General features: G+C 71.9%; 15 protein-coding genes. 8 read left to right on the forward strand and 7 right to left on the reverse strand.

The features are described from left to right. The first annotated feature begins 25 nt into the window (after positions 1-25). From AB0H52_RS14415 to AB0H52_RS14425, 3 genes are all read left to right on the forward strand, one after another. Positions 26-367: a hypothetical protein gene (locus AB0H52_RS14415; RefSeq protein ID WP_357947787.1), complete on the forward strand. Its 342-nt coding sequence runs from the start codon at positions 26-28 to the stop codon at positions 365-367. Between the two features lie 355 nt (positions 368-722). Continuing rightward, on the forward strand, positions 723-1,172 hold the full coding sequence (locus AB0H52_RS14420; RefSeq protein ID WP_192580169.1) for a hypothetical protein: 450 nt from the start codon (positions 723-725) through the stop codon (positions 1,170-1,172). Beyond that, positions 1,169-1,564, forward strand: coding sequence for a hypothetical protein (locus AB0H52_RS14425; protein WP_225854198.1), 396 nt, complete (start codon positions 1,169-1,171; stop codon positions 1,562-1,564). Before AB0H52_RS14420 ends, AB0H52_RS14425 begins: the two co-directional genes overlap by 4 nt. Positions 1,565-1,707: 143 nt before the next feature. Here the strand turns inward: AB0H52_RS14425 and AB0H52_RS14430 are convergent, their stop codons facing one another. The 4 genes from AB0H52_RS14430 to AB0H52_RS14445 form a co-directional block, all read right to left on the reverse strand. Continuing rightward, entirely contained in the window at positions 1,708-2,475 is a 768-nt protein-coding gene (locus AB0H52_RS14430; RefSeq protein ID WP_151488783.1) for a TetR/AcrR family transcriptional regulator, read from the reverse strand. 61 nt (positions 2,476-2,536) lie between these two features. Next, a complete protein-coding gene (locus tag AB0H52_RS14435; RefSeq protein ID WP_225854199.1) occupies positions 2,537-2,911 on the reverse strand; it encodes a hypothetical protein in 375 nt (124 codons plus the stop codon). Between the two features lie 151 nt (positions 2,912-3,062). Next, complete coding sequence (locus tag AB0H52_RS14440; RefSeq protein WP_357947791.1) at positions 3,063-4,694, reverse strand: MFS transporter; 1,632 nt, start codon at positions 4,692-4,694, stop codon at positions 3,063-3,065. Further along, positions 4,691-5,386, reverse strand: coding sequence for an SDR family oxidoreductase (locus tag AB0H52_RS14445; RefSeq protein ID WP_151488785.1), 696 nt, complete (start codon positions 5,384-5,386; stop codon positions 4,691-4,693). The genes AB0H52_RS14440 and AB0H52_RS14445 overlap by 4 nt, the downstream gene beginning before the upstream one ends. Before the next feature lie 162 nt (positions 5,387-5,548). Here AB0H52_RS14445 and AB0H52_RS14450 point away from each other — a divergent pair, with 162 nt between their 5' ends. The 3 genes from AB0H52_RS14450 (at position 5,549) to AB0H52_RS14460 (ending at position 8,642) form a co-directional block, all read left to right on the forward strand. Then, on the forward strand, positions 5,549-6,841 hold the full coding sequence (locus AB0H52_RS14450; protein WP_357947794.1) for a sensor domain-containing protein: 1,293 nt from the start codon (positions 5,549-5,551) through the stop codon (positions 6,839-6,841). Beyond that, on the forward strand, positions 6,829-7,494 hold the full coding sequence (locus AB0H52_RS14455) for a response regulator transcription factor (protein ID WP_151488787.1): 666 nt from the start codon (positions 6,829-6,831) through the stop codon (positions 7,492-7,494). Before AB0H52_RS14450 ends, AB0H52_RS14455 begins: the two co-directional genes overlap by 13 nt. An 86-nt stretch (positions 7,495-7,580) precedes the next feature. Beyond that, complete coding sequence (locus AB0H52_RS14460; RefSeq protein WP_151488788.1) at positions 7,581-8,642, forward strand: Gfo/Idh/MocA family oxidoreductase; 1,062 nt, start codon at positions 7,581-7,583, stop codon at positions 8,640-8,642. Between the two features lie 231 nt (positions 8,643-8,873). On the opposite strand, the gene AB0H52_RS14465 is transcribed toward AB0H52_RS14460, so the two are convergent. Further along, positions 8,874-9,032, reverse strand: a complete 159-nt coding sequence (locus AB0H52_RS14465) for a hypothetical protein (RefSeq protein WP_192580170.1) — start codon at positions 9,030-9,032, stop codon at positions 8,874-8,876. Positions 9,033-9,260: 228 nt separating this feature from the next. On the opposite strand from AB0H52_RS14465, the gene AB0H52_RS14470 reads away from it, so the two are divergent. Further along, positions 9,261-9,689: a GFA family protein gene (locus tag AB0H52_RS14470; RefSeq protein WP_151488789.1), complete on the forward strand. Its 429-nt coding sequence runs from the start codon at positions 9,261-9,263 to the stop codon at positions 9,687-9,689. Positions 9,690-9,846: 157 nt separating this feature from the next. On the opposite strand, the gene AB0H52_RS14475 is transcribed toward AB0H52_RS14470, so the two are convergent. Together AB0H52_RS14475 and AB0H52_RS14480 are read right to left on the reverse strand one after the other, a co-directional pair. Next, positions 9,847-10,011 carry a hypothetical protein gene (locus AB0H52_RS14475; RefSeq protein WP_357947798.1) on the reverse strand — a complete coding sequence of 55 codons (165 nt, stop codon included), beginning with the start codon at positions 10,009-10,011 and terminating at the stop codon, positions 9,847-9,849. 249 nt (positions 10,012-10,260) lie between these two features. Then, positions 10,261-11,352, reverse strand: coding sequence for a PIN domain-containing protein (locus tag AB0H52_RS14480; RefSeq protein ID WP_151488791.1), 1,092 nt, complete (start codon positions 11,350-11,352; stop codon positions 10,261-10,263). Positions 11,353-11,573: 221 nt separating this feature from the next. Here AB0H52_RS14480 and AB0H52_RS14485 point away from each other — a divergent pair, with 221 nt between their 5' ends. Further along, complete coding sequence (locus tag AB0H52_RS14485; RefSeq protein WP_357947801.1) at positions 11,574-13,610, forward strand: glycosyl hydrolase family 28-related protein; 2,037 nt, start codon at positions 11,574-11,576, stop codon at positions 13,608-13,610. Positions 13,611-13,645 lie beyond the last annotated feature (35 nt).

Genomic DNA, 13,645 nt, shown 5'->3' on the forward strand with positions numbered 1-13,645 from the left:
TCGATCCCCGGCCGACGACGCGTCGGTGGTTCCATCTGACCGCAACCGCCGGCCTGTTCCGAGCGAAACCGGCAAGTCGCCGCGGGCCGGGGACGGCGGTCAGCTCGGCGAGGCGGCGGCGCGGGCGCGGGCGGCGCGGGCGCGGGCGGCGCGGCGGCGCGGGCGCGGGCGGCGCGGCGGCGCGGGCGCGGGCGGCGCGGCGGCGCGGGCGCGGGCGGCGCGGCGGTGCTGGGTGACGACGCGGCCGGGGTGTGGCGGGCCTGGGGCACCTGACCTGGCGCACCAGACGGTCACTTGTGGGCACTTCATGGCCGAGGAGGCACCGGCCGAGGTGGTCCGGGCACTGCACGCGCTGCTGGCCCGCTGATCGACCGACGGCCCGAGCGACTCGAATGTCACCCTGAGTTAGATATGTGACACTTTTCGTCACGGCGGATCCGAAGTGGCCGGGCCGCCGCACTCAGCCCCGCCGTTCGCCCGCACAAAAGGCCTTGACCTGCGGATCTGCCACGTTACACCAGGTGGACGCCAACCGGTCACCGGTGATACACAGGCAGATAGCGACAGCCAACGGCGGCAAGTCGGCTACCTCCTCGACCATCGACCGTTCACCCGCAACGCCGCCGACGGGCTCCGCCGCAGGACCGCACACCCGGTCACGACTCGCACGGCACCGGCCCACCGGCCGTTGGCGGACGACGGTCCTCGACCAGGGAGTTGCCGTGGTAAAACTACGAGTCCGGGCCAGGCACCAGCCGTTCGAGGTGGCCGCGCTCGTCACCACGCCCATCTGCGGCGTTCTACTGCTCGTGCTCGACGTTCGGCCGCCGTCGGTGCAGATGTCGATGCCCGAACCCATTCAGGTCGGCTGGGAGATCGCCCTGATCATCGTCGGTCTGGGCGGGCTGCTCGGCATCCTGTGGCCCGGCCAGTTCTCCACCGGCCTCGGCGTCGAACTCGCGTCCGTCCTGGTGCTCGGCACCATCACCGGCATGTACGCGGTGGCGTTGGTGGCGGTCGCCGGCCCGCAGGGTGTCGTCGCCGCGTCGTTGATCGCGGCGGTGCCGGCCGGGTCCTTCTGGCGGGCCGCCCAGATCGCCGTCGACCTGCGCTGCCTGGCCAAGGGCCACCAGTGCGCGACGCACCGACGGGTCGTGGGAGGTGTGACGTGATCACCGCACCGGCGCCCGAGGCACCGCACTGGGTGCAGATGCTGCTCAGCCTGCTCGGCGTTCTCGGCGGCACCACCGGCCTGGCCGCCATCGCCACCGTCGTGTCGCAGCGGGGCAAGTTCAAGGCCGACGCCGCCGACACCCTCACCGAGGCCGCCCTGACCCTGGTCCAACCGCTACAGGTGCGGATCACCGAGTTGGAGGGCGAGGCTTTGCACGCCCGATCGGAGCTGGGGACGCTGCGCGAGCAGGTCAACCAGTTGCAGTTCCTCGTCCGGGTGCTGAGCCGCACGCTCGACCGGTGGCGTACCGCGGTGCACGCCCCCGACGCCACCCTGCGCAAGATCCGCGCGGTGGTCGCGGAGTCCGAGCGGCTGTCGGAGGACCGGTGACGGTCACTTGAATCCGTCATACGCTCAGGCGCCACCCGGGCCACACCTACGGGGGCAGCCGCAGCACCGCGAGGGCCAGCAACGCCGAGCCATGGCTGTGCCCGGACACCAGATCGGGACAGGTGACACCGGGCAGCGCTCGGCTATCCGCCGGTCGCCCGTTCCGCGACCACCACCGAGATCCCGTCGAGGACGCGTTGCAGGCCGAACTCGAAGGCGTACTCCGGCCCGTACGCGGCGCCGTGCTGCTGCCCGGCCGCCGTGCCGACCCGGGATGCGGTCGGGTAGCTGTCGGGCGTCAGGAACGTCTCCAGCCAGGGCGCGTGCGACTGCCACCACTGGCCGTCGGTCATGCCGGTCTCCCGCTCCAGGTCGACCACCTCGGACGCGGCGCGCGCGGAACTCTTCACGTGCCCGAGGACGAGGGTGAGCACCGCGTCCATCTCGACGTCGGTGAGCCCGATGTCGGCGACCGCGCCGAGCTCGTAGTCGTACTTGGCCACCAGGTGCGGCCCGAGCACCGGACGGGTCGTCTCGGCCCGCAGCATCCACCGGTGACGCTGGTAGAGCGCCAGATTGTCGCGGGCGATCCGCTCCAGCCGTACCCGCCAGTCCCCCTCGACGACGGGACGCGGCATCTCGCCGTACACGGTGTCGATCATGACGTCGACGAGTTCGGCCTTGCCCGGCACGTAGGTGTAGACCGACATCGTGCCCACACCCAGCGCCTCACCGACCCGGCGCATGGTCAGCGCGTCGAGGCCCTCGGCGTCGGCGACGTCGATCGCGGCGCGGACGATCCGCTCGACGCTGAGCCCCTGCCCGGCACTGCGGCTGGTCGGCTCCCGGGTGCGCCACAGGATGGCCAGGCTGCGGGCCGGGTCCGCGGTCGCCTTGCGCTCACTCGCCATGGTGCGGCCATCCTACCAACGCGGGCGTACGACGTACGCCGCGCGCCGGCCGGGCACCCGGTCACTCGGTCGGCGGGGCGAGCGACCGCAGCCAGCGGTAACCGGCCCCGAGCGTGGCCGCGAAGGCGATCACCACGGCGTACGACCAGGCGTCCGTGCCGGCGGTCAGGTCACCGAAGCGGTGCGCGAGGAAGCCGACGAAGGTGGCCATGCCCAGCCCCGTCACCGCGGCGACCGCCCGCAGATCGGCCACCACCGCCGCGTACGCCCCGGCGGCGACGGACATGACCAGCGTCCGGGCCGGCAACTCCGCCGGGGCGAAGAGCACGCCCGCGAGCAGCGCGGCGCCGATCATCACCGCCCATCCGATCGCCACGCTCACCCCGGTGGGCGTCGGCTCCCCGACCACCGCGGTCCTCTGCTCCCGATCGACCACCACAGCACGCCTCCGGCGAGGGCGACGGCCCGTACCTCGGACCCGCCGACGGCCATACCAACGCGGGGACGCCGGCTCCGGCGAGGGTTTTCACGGGTCCACTACGCCGATCGGCGCGATTGTGACGCCACGTTCACGCACCCGGGTGGGGTCAGAGCCCCTCGCGGTCGTCGGACAGCGCCGGGCCGGCGGCAGCGGGCACCAGGTGCCGCACCTCGGGTTCGCCGTCGGTGCACTCCCGGGCCCGTTCCTCGGCGGCACGGTCCTCGCCGGTGAGCCGGCCGCCGTGCTGGCGCAGGTGCTCGTCCCAGGACGGCACCAGGTACACCTCGACGAACCGGTCCGTGGTCTCGGCCGGGCGGAACAGGCCCCAGCGCATCGCGCCGGTCCGCTGACGGGCGCCGCGGACCAGGTCCATGGCCGCCAGGAACGACTGTGTGCGCTCCGGTCGGACGGTGTACTGCACCGTCACCAGCACCGGCCCCACCCCCGGGTCCGGTTCGTGCGCCAGGTGCAGTTGCGGCCAGTAGGCGGCCGGTTCCCGGTTCACCGACCGCAGGTCCGGCAGCGGCCAGATCCGGCTCGTCACGGTGCCGATCAGCATCACCCCGGCCGCCGCGAGGTACGCGAGGACCAGCCCGGCCATGTCGGCCGCCAGACCCCACAGCAGGGCGCCGACGGCCTGCCCACCGGCGAAGCACACCTGGTAGACGGCCAGACCCCGGGCGCGTACCCAGGTCGGGAGGAAGAGCTGCATCTCGGCGTTGACGTTGGCCAGCACGGTCACCCAGGCCATCCCGGCGGGCAGCAGCGCGAGGAGCACCAGCGGCACCGCCCGCACGGTGCCGACCACGGTCAGCGCGACGGTGAACACCGCGCCGGCGGCCAGCAGGAGCTGGTTGGCCGACAGCCGGGTACGGATCACGGCCAGCAGCACGCCACCCGCGATGGCCCCCACCCCGAGGGCGGCCAGCAGCAGCCCGTACCCGCCGGAACCCAGCCCCAGCCGGCGGTTCGCCACCAGTGGCAGCAGTGCCCACAGCGCGCTGGCCGGGATCACGAAGACCAGCGCCCGGCGCAGCAACCGACGCACGGTCGGCGAGTGCCGGACGTAGCGGGAACCGGCGCGCAGCGCGGCGGTGAACCGTTCGGGCACGTCGACCGCGCGGGCGTTGCCGGGCCGCCAACGCCACAGCGCGTACGTGAAGATCCCGAACGCGACGGCGTTGAGCGCGAAGACCGGGGCGACACCGGTACGGGCGATCAGCACACCGGCCACCGCCGGCCCGACGGCCCGGGCCACGTTCACGCTGATCGAACCGAGTGCCGAGGCCGACCGGAGCTGCTCCTGGGGCACCAGCTCCGGGATCACCGCCGCCCAGGCCGGCAGGGTGAGCGCCTGACCGACGCCGAACGCGAAGGTGAGGGTGAGCAGCAGCGCCGGCGGCATCCGGTTGGTCAGGGTGAGCAGCGTCAACGCGACCGCCACCGCCACCAGGAACAGCTGCACGGCGATCAGCAGGTGCCGGCGGTCGAAACTGTCGGCGAGCACCCCGGCGGGCAGCGCCAGCAGCAGCACCGGCAGCAGACTGGCGGTCTGGACCAGCGCGACCAGCGTGGAGGCGTTGGAGTGGTGGATCAGCAGCCACTGCGCGCCGACCGTCTGCATCCAGGTGCCGATGTTGGCGGCGAGCAGGGCCAGCCACAGGTTGCGGTAGACCGCGGTCCGCAGCGGTGCCCAGGCGGAGGCCGGACGGTCGGCGGGTCCGGCTGCGGCCGTCACCACCGCCCGTCCGCGCGCAGCACGCGCTCGCCGGAGACGTAGAGGTCGTCGGGTTCGAGCAGCAGCAGCCGGACGACCTCGGTGGCGACCTGCTCCGGCAGGGCGTACACCTCGTCGAGGAATTCGGCGCCGACCCGTTCCTGCAGGCGGGTCGGCATCGGCCCGGGATGCAGCTGCATCACCTTGACCTGGTTGCTGTGCTGGGCCTCGGCCACCGAGTCGACGAGGCTGCTGCCGTAGCTCTTGGTGGCCCGGTACAACGGGATGCCCGGCCGGGGCGCGGCCAGCGCCATCGCGCCGATGTACACGACGTTGCCGTGGCCCTGCCGGTGCATATGCTCCAGCGCCTCCCGCAGCAGGTACGTGACGCCCAGAACGTTGATCTCCACGGCCCGCCGGATGTGCTCCACCGGGAGGTCCATCAGGTCGCCGCCCGCCCACATCGACGCGCAGGCCGCCACCCCGTCGATCGTGCCGTGGCGTCCCACCACCTCGGCGAACCCGTCGCGGACCTGCTCGTACGAGGAGATGTCGCAGACCGCCCCGTCACAGCCCAGCTGGTCGGTCGTCGCGGCGACCTCGGCCGGCACGTTGCCGAAGACCACCACCCGGTGCTCGTCCACCAGCAGCCGGGCCACCGCGAGGCCGAGCCCGCTGGTACCGCCGACCACCACGAAGGTTCTGGCACCCATGTCTCTCCCGCCGCCGCGAGCACACCTCACGCCGGACGCGTGATGGCGCGTCGTTCCCGTTTACGTGCCCTCCACACCCGTTGGGCCGGTAGTGCTGGGCCTACCCCAAGAGTGGATCTGGACGGCTGGGGTGGCCGGTCGTCCGCGATTAGCGTCTGCGGCATGACCCCCGAACACCCTTCTCGGCTGGCCGAGGCGCTGCGTCGCCACGACTGGCTGCTCTCCGCCTGGCCCTGGCGGGCGCTGGCCTACCTGGTCAGCACCGTCCCGATCGCCGGCGTGCTCAGCATCGGGCTGCTCGTCATCGTCGGACCCCTGCTGGCCGCCGTCAACGCGCTCCGGCTGCACGGCCGGCCGCCGAGCCTCGCGCTGATGCTGTTCCTGGCGACCAGCAGCCTCATCCTGCTGGCGTTGGCTCCGATCGTGAGCTTCCCGGTCGCCGCCGTCGAACGATGGCGGCTCAGACTCGTGGACGGCCGGCCGCTGCCCTCGCCGTCGTGGCCGGGCCTGGCCGCGCGCTACCGCAGCGCGGGGACCTGGCGGGAGGTGGCCTACCTGTTCGGGCTGGGCGGTGTGGCACCCATCGCGTACTGGGTGTTCCTCGTGCTGGTGCTGCTCGACCTCGGGATGATCACCAGCCCCTGGCTCGCCGGCGATCCCACCGAATCGGTCGTGATCCTGGGCCGGGTCGAGAGCACCGGCGAAGCCGTTCCGTACGCGATCGTGGGTGTGCTGCTCCTGCCGGTCTTCTGCTACGCGGGCGGCCTGCTCGCGGCCGTGCAGGCCGCCGTGGCCCGGTGGGCACTGGCCTGGCCGGTCGACACCGCGGCGCTGCGTGAGGTCGCCCGCTCCCGCACCCGCCTGGTCGGCGCGTACGAGGCCGAACGGCGCCGCATCGAACGGGACCTGCATGACGGCGCGCAGCCACGGCTGACCAGCCTCACCCTCCAGCTGGGCCTGGCCCGGCTGGACGTACCCGAGGACTCCCCCGCCGCCCGACCCCTCGCGGTGGCGCACGACCAGGCCCGGGGCCTGATGGTGATGCTGCGACAGCTGGTGCACGGCATCCGGCCGCAGAGCCTCACCGACCTCGGTCTCGCCGGCGCGGTACGCGAGCTGGCCGACGCGGCCACCGTCGCGGTGACCGTGCACGCGGACGTCGACGGCGAGCTGCCCGAGATCGTGGAGACCACCGCGTACTTCGTGGTGTCCGAGGCCCTGGGCAACGTGGCCCGGCACGCCGGGGCGACCCGCGCCGACGTGCGCCTCACCCGGGTCGGCGGTGACCTCGTGGTCGAGGTGTCCGACGACGGCGGCGGCGGCGCCGACCCGTCCCGGGGCACCGGCCTGACCGGCCTCGCCGATCGGGTCGCCGCCGTGGACGGTCGGCTGCTGCTCTCCAGCCCTCCCGGCGGGCCTACCCTGGTCCGCGTGGAGCTGCCGTGTCGCCGGTGACCCGGGTGGTGCTCGCCGAGGACGAGGTGCTGCTGCGGGAGGGCCTGGTCGCGCTGCTGACCCGCTTCGACTTCACGGTGTGCGCCGCCGTCGGCTCCGCGCCCGCCCTGCTGGACGCGGCCCGCGACCACCAGCCGGACCTGGTGCTGACCGACATCCGGATGCCTCCCGGCCGGCGCGACGACGGGCTGCGCGCGGCCGTCGCGCTGCGCGCCGAACGGCCCGGGCTCCCGGTCGTGGTGCTCAGCCAGTACGTGCAGACCGGGTACGCGGCGGCGCTGCTGGACAGCGGCGACGGCCAGCGGGTGGGCTACCTGCTCAAGGACCGGGTCGCCGAGGTCGCCGAGTTCGTCGACACGCTGCGCCGGGTCACCGCTGGCGGCACCGCCATCGACCCGGACGTGGTCCGGCAACTCCTGCACCGCCCGCGTGATCCGCTCGCCGCGCTGTCCGCCCGGGAACGGGAGGTGCTGGCGCTGCTGGCCGAGGGCCGCTCGAACGCGTCGATCGCCGCCCGGCTGCACGTCACCGAGGCGGCGGTCGGCAAGCACGTCGGCAACATTCTGCTGAAGCTCGACCTGCCACCCAGCGACGACACCAATCGGCGGGTGCTCGCGGTGCTCACCTACCTTCGCAGCGACCCGGCGGGCTGACCAGCGCCGGGCTGAGGTCGGGGCGTAGATTCGACCAGCGGTACCGGTGCCACCAGGGGCGCGGGCCGGCGAGACGGGGGTGTGGCATGGCGGAGGCGCTGCGGGTTGGCCTGCTGGGGTACGGGCTGGCGGGCCGGGTGTTCCACGCACCGCTGATCGCCGCGACGCCCGGGTTGCGGCTCGACGCCATCGTGACCCGCGATCCGCAGCGACGCGAGCAGGCCCGGCAACACTTCCCGGACGCCCGCCTGGTCGAGGACGCCGACGAGTTGTGGCGTACCCCGGAGGCTCTGGACCTGGTCGTGGTGGCGACGCCGAACCGGCAGCACGTGCCGATGGCGCGGGCGGCGCTCGCCGCCGGCCTGCCGGTCGTCGTGGACAAGCCCCTCGCGGCGACGGCGGCGGAGGGCCGCGCGCTGGTCGACGAGGCGACCGAGCGTGGGGTGCCGCTGACGGTGTTCCAGAACCGGCGCTGGGACGGCGACTTCCTGACCGTCCGCCGCCTCGTGGAGCAGGGCGAGTTGGGGCGGGTGCTGCGCTTCGAGTCCCGTTTCGAACGGTTCCGTCCGACGATCAAGCCGGGCTGGCGGGAGCTCGCCGGTCCCGAGGAGGCCGGCGGTGCCCTCTTCGACCTCGGCGCGCACCTCATAGACCAGGCGGTGCAGCTGTTCGGCCCGGTCGACCGCGTCTACGCGGAGGTGGACCGTCGCCGCGCGGGTGCGGCCGTCGACGACGACGCGTTCGTGGCGTTGACCCACGCGGGCGGGGTGCACTCGCACCTGTGGATGGGCGCGGTGACCGCTCAGCTCGGGCCGCGCCTGCGGGTGCTCGGCGACCGGGCCGGCTACACGACGTACGGGCTGGACGTGCAGGAGGCGGCGCTGCACGACGGCGGCCGACCGGACCAGCCGGGCTGGGGCGAGGTCCCGTCCGAGCGGTACGGCATGCTCGGTGTCGACGGCGACCTGCGACCGGTGCCGACCGTGCCCGGCGCGTACCAGAGCTTCTACCAGCAGGTGGCGGCGGCGCTGCGGGACGGCACGCCCATGCCGGTGGACCCCCGCGACTCGGTCGCCACCGTCGAGCTGATCGAGCTGGCGCACCGGTCCGCGGCCGAGGGCGTGGTGCTGCCGGTCCCGGCCTCCTGAGGCCACACCTCAACCAGTGGGTGCCGTCGCTGACGCCACTCACCACCCTGCCGCGGGAACACGTCGTCTGGGCAACAGCGTGTGCCGGTCCACCTGCCTGTTGAATCGCTGACAGCGTTTCGTCTGTGCTGAATACTGGTGCTGAGATGCACTGGGGAGGCATCTCAGAGGGCGGCACACAGCCAGCCGGCAGACGCCCGACCGGACGTCGTCGCCGCCTCCGTCAACCGGCTAGGTGGCGTCCCGTTCGGAGGGGGCGTCGTCCGGCACCCGCGCGTCATCGTCGGTCAGCGCGTCATCGGACGAGTTGGCCAGGTTGGCGAGCTGGCGCTCAGCCTCCCGGATCTCCTCGGCGAGCCTCGGGTTCTCCTCGGCGGATCCCTGCGACATGGCGACCTCCATCACGGATTCCGGACGGATACCCGACCTGACGGCGGAGACACGGGGCAGATCCGGACACCGTGGCGGCGGTGGCCGTCGTGGACAGGAACCCGTGTTGATCCATTGGACGGTAAGGTGCCGTCCAGTCCGCTCGGATGTGATCACAATCGTCATGTCGGAGAAGCGATCCCCGTTGATCCGCGGCAACAGAGCCCTTACCTGGAGATGGAGCAAGAGATGAGCAAGAGATTCAACGGCAGTTGCGCCTGCGGCGCCGTGACGTACGGGTTCGACAATGAGCCCACCTTCGTGGCGAACTGTCACTGCACGGACTGCAAGCGTGCCTCTGGTGGAGAGATGGCGACCTTCGCGCTGGTGTCCGACTCGGATTTCACCGTGTTCGGTGGCGAAACCAAAGGCTTCCCGTACCCCGCGAACCCGCAGACCTGCGCAGGCAACGGCCTGACCCGGGTATTCTGCGTCAACTGCGGCTCCCGGGTGTTCACCAACGAACTGGCTGACTTCCCGGGCGGGGTATTCGTTCAGGAGGGCACCCTCGACAACCTCACCGACTGGTTTGCGCCACAGGCGGAGATCTACACGTGGAGCCGCCAGCCGTGGATGCCGGCTCTCGACGTCCCGCAGCACGATCACGGCGTCAGCTGACGTTTCCGGTGTGACAAACGAGTGAGGAACCCATCTTCCCGAACTGACACGTTCTCCGGCGCCTGAGACGTCACAGCCACTCAGTCGAGCACCGGACCGGACCGGCGAGCGCGCCAGGCTGAGCCCGGAAGCGTCGCCGGCCCGGCCCGGTGCCGGATCAGCGCTGCTTTAACTCCTGCCAGGATGGGTGGGTGCCGCGCCAGGCGTCGGCGAGGATGGCCGCCGAGGCCCTGCTGGGGCACTGCTGCACCCGCTCACGACCCGACGCCCCACCGATCTGGGCGCGGACCTCCCAACCCTGCCCGTCAGTACGGATATACACGTCCCTGCGCCCGCGCGGGGTCGTGTCTCCGTTCCACCAGTGCTCCTCCACCTTCATTCGCCGACCGTATAGCAATTCCCGCGCCGAGGGTACGGCGCAGGTGTGCCCAGAGCGGGGCAAGAGCCGCAATTCAGACGTATTTCGGGCCAAGCGTTGGCAGTTCAAAACCATATCGGCGGATCTCCCCCTCCTGAGTTGCAGATCAGGAACGTCTCCGAACCCGCAGGAGAAGACACCGAGGGCCGGCGGTCAGGGCTGGGTTGTCAGCAGGTAGTCGTCGGCCTCGGGGCTCCACCGAAGGTCGAGGACGCCGGCGGTCGCGGCGGCCTTGCAGAACTGGAGGAAGCTGCGGTAGCCGAGCTTCTTCTCGCTGAAGTCGGGCCGGGCCCGGCGTACCTGGTTCTTCAGCCCGGACAACGCCACCGGGTTGCCGCCGCTACCGAGGTCCGCCACGACGCCTCGGAGCAGGCCGAACGCCACCTCCCGGTCGCCGTGCTCGGGCAGGGAGACCTCGGGGTCACCCTTCGCGGGGCCTTCGGCCAGCTCGATCACGTTGCGTTCGGCGAGGTGGCGCAGCAGTTCACCGAAGGTCCGGAAGCCGTAGTCGGATTCACTGAACGTCGGGTCCTTGCGCAGCAGGGTGCGCTTGAGCCGGGAGGCGGTGACCTCGCCGTTGGCGCTGCCCTGCAAGCCGGCCACCGTCTGGGCGACCTGCACGGCGAGCGAGTCCACGTCCCGGCCGGGCTCCTCCCCCGCCGGCCGGTGGTCGATCTCCGCCTCGCGCTCCGGCTCGGGTGGTCGCTGGTCCGGACCGGCCTGCCGGGTGGCGGCGGGACGAGCGCGACGGCCGCGGGCCGGCGGGATGTCCACGCCCTCCAGCCGGTCGTAGTAGAGGAACTCGTCGCAGGCCGGCGGGAGCAGCGCCGACGTCGACCCCTCGACGCCGACTCCGATGACCCGCTTGTTCAGCTCGCGCAGCTTGTGCACCAGCGGCGTGAAGTCACTGTCGCCGCTACAGATGACGAAGGTGGAGATGTAGTCGCGCTCGAACGCCAACTCGATCGCGTCGACGGCCATCTTGATGTCGGCCGCGTTCTTGCGGGAGGCGCCCATCCGCTGGGGAATCTCGATCAGCTCGACGTGCGAGCGGGTGAGCATCCGGCGGTCCTCGTCGAAGTACGACCAGTCGGCGTACGCCCGGCGCACCACCACCCGGCCCCGCTCGGCCAGCGCGTCGGCGATGGGTCGGAAGTCGAAGTCCGCGCCGCCACGGTGGTCGCGCGCCCCCAGCGCGAGGTTCTCGTAGTCGAGGAACAGGGCGATCCGGTCTTCTTGATCCACGCGGCCCAGCGTACGCCCGCCGTGGGCGCTGCGGGCGCTGGCGAAAGCGCGACACATCAACTCTCCGACCGTCCATTTCTTGCGGCCTGATAGTCGCATCTTTTCGCTATTTCATTGTCGTCTTGCAGCAGGCTGTTCGGTGCTGCATCATGACGATCAATGTCGGGCGTTGGGGCAGCGCCGGGCGGACCTCCACCACCACCCACCCAGGAGGGTCACCGATGTTTCGCAGCCTCATGCCGGCGCGGGGACGCCCAGGCCGGCCGGCCGCCACCGCCGTCGCGCTCGCGACCGGCCTCGCCGTTCTGGTCGCCGGACCCACCGTGGCCGCCGCCGGTCCGTCCACATCCGCCGGAGCAGAGCCGGTGGTCACCCGCGCCGCCCTCGACCCGGCGCTGGTCGCCGGACGTGGCGCCGACGTCGACTTCGTCGAACAGGAGGCGGAGAACGCGCGCACCAACGGCGAGGTGATCGGCCCGGACCGGTCCGCCTACACGCTGCCCGCGGAGGCGTCCGGCCGCCGGGCGGTCCGGCTCACCCCCGGTGAGTACGTGGCGTTCGTCCTGCCCAGCGCGGCCAACGGGATCACCGTGCGGTACAGCATCCCGGACGCCCCGCAGGGTGGCGGGATCACCGCGCCGCTGCGGGTCGCGGTCAACGGCAAGCACGTCCGCACCATGACGTTGACCTCGCAGTACTCCTGGCTCTACAACCAGTACCCGTTCTCCAACGACCCCCAGGCCGGGCTGCTGCACCCGGACTGGTGGATCACCGAGTGCCAATGCGTGCCGTCGGCCACCACGCCGTACCCGAGCATCAGCACGCCGTTTAGGCCCACCCACTTCTACGACGAGCAGCGACTCCTGCTGGGTCGCACCTACCGGGCCGGTGACACGATCCGGCTCACCGCGCCGCCCGGCAGCGCCGCCGCCTGGACCATCATCGACCTGCTCGACTCCGAACTGGTCGCGCCGCCGCGCGTCCGTCTGCTCGCGGCGAACGTGCTCGCGTTCGGCGCCGATCCCACCGGCCGGCGGGACTCCGCCGACGCCCTGGACCGGGCCATCGCCTTCGCCCGGCGCACCCACCTGAAGGTCTACGTCCCGCCGGGCACCTACCAGGTCAACCGGCACATCATCGTCGACGACGTGACCATCGAGGGCGCCGGCAACTGGTACACCACCTTCAAGGGCCGCGAGGTCGCCCTGCCGACGCCCGCGCCGGACGGCTCGGTGCACACCGGCGTCGGCTTCTACGGCCGCGACGCCGACGACGGCGGGAGCCGCAACGTCCACCTGTCCGGCTTCGCCATCGAGGGTGACGTGCGGGAGCGCATCGACACCGACCAGGTCAACGCGATCGGTGGGGCGATGAGCGACTCCACCGTCGACGGGCTCCACCTGCGGCACACCAAGGCCGGCCTGTGGTTCGACGGTCCGATGCGCAACGTCCGCGTCAGCAACACCATCATCGTCGACCAGATCGCGGACGCGCTCAACTTCCACACCGGCGTGACCGACTCCCTCGTCGCGCACAACTTCGTCCGCAACACCGGCGACGACGGCCTGGCGATGTGGTCGGAGAAGACGGCGAACGCGCGCAACACGTTCGACCACAACACCGTGCAGTCACCGACCCTCGCCAACGGCATCGCCATCTACGGCGGCACGGACACCACCGTCTCGCACAACCTCGTCGCCGACCCGGTACGCGAGGGCAGCGGTCTGCACGCCGGATCCCGCTTCGGAGCGGAACCGTTCACCGGGTACCTGCGGTTCACCGGCAACACCACCGCGCGCGCCGGCACGTACGAGCTGAACTGGAACATCGGGCTGGGCGCGATCTGGATCTTCGCCCTGGACCGCAGCATCGACGCGGCCATCGAGGTGACCGGCGACGCGTACCTCGACAACACGTACAACGCGATCATGCTGGTCAGCGACTGGCCGGTGAAGGATCTCTACTCGATCACCGACGTACGCTTCCGCGACGTCCGGGTCGACGGCACCGGCACCTCGGTGGTCAGCGCCCGCTCGGCCGGGTCGGCCTCGTTCGCCAACGTGGACGCCCGCAACGTGGGTGCCGTGGGCGTCAACAACTGCGGGTCGTTCCACTTCACCCCGGCCGGCTCGGAGTTCACTCTGCACGACCTCGGCGGCAACGACGGCGGCTGGCTCGCCCCGTGGCTGCTGCCCAACACCATCACCTGCGACGACCGGCCCCCGGTGTCGCCGCCCCCGCCTCCGGCGCAGTGGTGAGACGCGGTGGGGAGGTCCGGCTGACCGGGCCTCCC

It is taken from the genome of Micromonospora sp. NPDC050695, assembly GCF_040654415.1.
In the GTDB taxonomy this organism is placed as follows: Bacteria; Actinomycetota; Actinomycetes; order Mycobacteriales; family Micromonosporaceae; genus Micromonospora.

Excerpts from the sequence above, each read along its gene's own strand:
- AB0H52_RS14430 (WP_151488783.1), bottom strand. The coding sequence starts at position 2,475 with ATGGCGAGTGAGCGCAAGGCGACCGCGGACCCGGCCCGCAGCCTGGCC.
- AB0H52_RS14445 (WP_151488785.1), bottom strand. The coding sequence starts at position 5,386 with ATGGGTGCCAGAACCTTCGTGGTGGTCGGCGGTACCAGCGGGCTCGGC.
- AB0H52_RS14450 (WP_357947794.1), top strand. The coding sequence starts at position 5,549 with ATGACCCCCGAACACCCTTCTCGGCTGGCCGAGGCGCTGCGTCGCCAC.
- AB0H52_RS14460 (WP_151488788.1), top strand. The coding sequence starts at position 7,581 with ATGGCGGAGGCGCTGCGGGTTGGCCTGCTGGGGTACGGGCTGGCGGGC.
- AB0H52_RS14465 (WP_192580170.1), bottom strand. The coding sequence starts at position 9,032 with ATGTCGCAGGGATCCGCCGAGGAGAACCCGAGGCTCGCCGAGGAGATC.
- AB0H52_RS14470 (WP_151488789.1), top strand. The coding sequence starts at position 9,261 with ATGAGCAAGAGATTCAACGGCAGTTGCGCCTGCGGCGCCGTGACGTAC.
- AB0H52_RS14485 (WP_357947801.1), top strand. The coding sequence starts at position 11,574 with ATGTTTCGCAGCCTCATGCCGGCGCGGGGACGCCCAGGCCGGCCGGCC.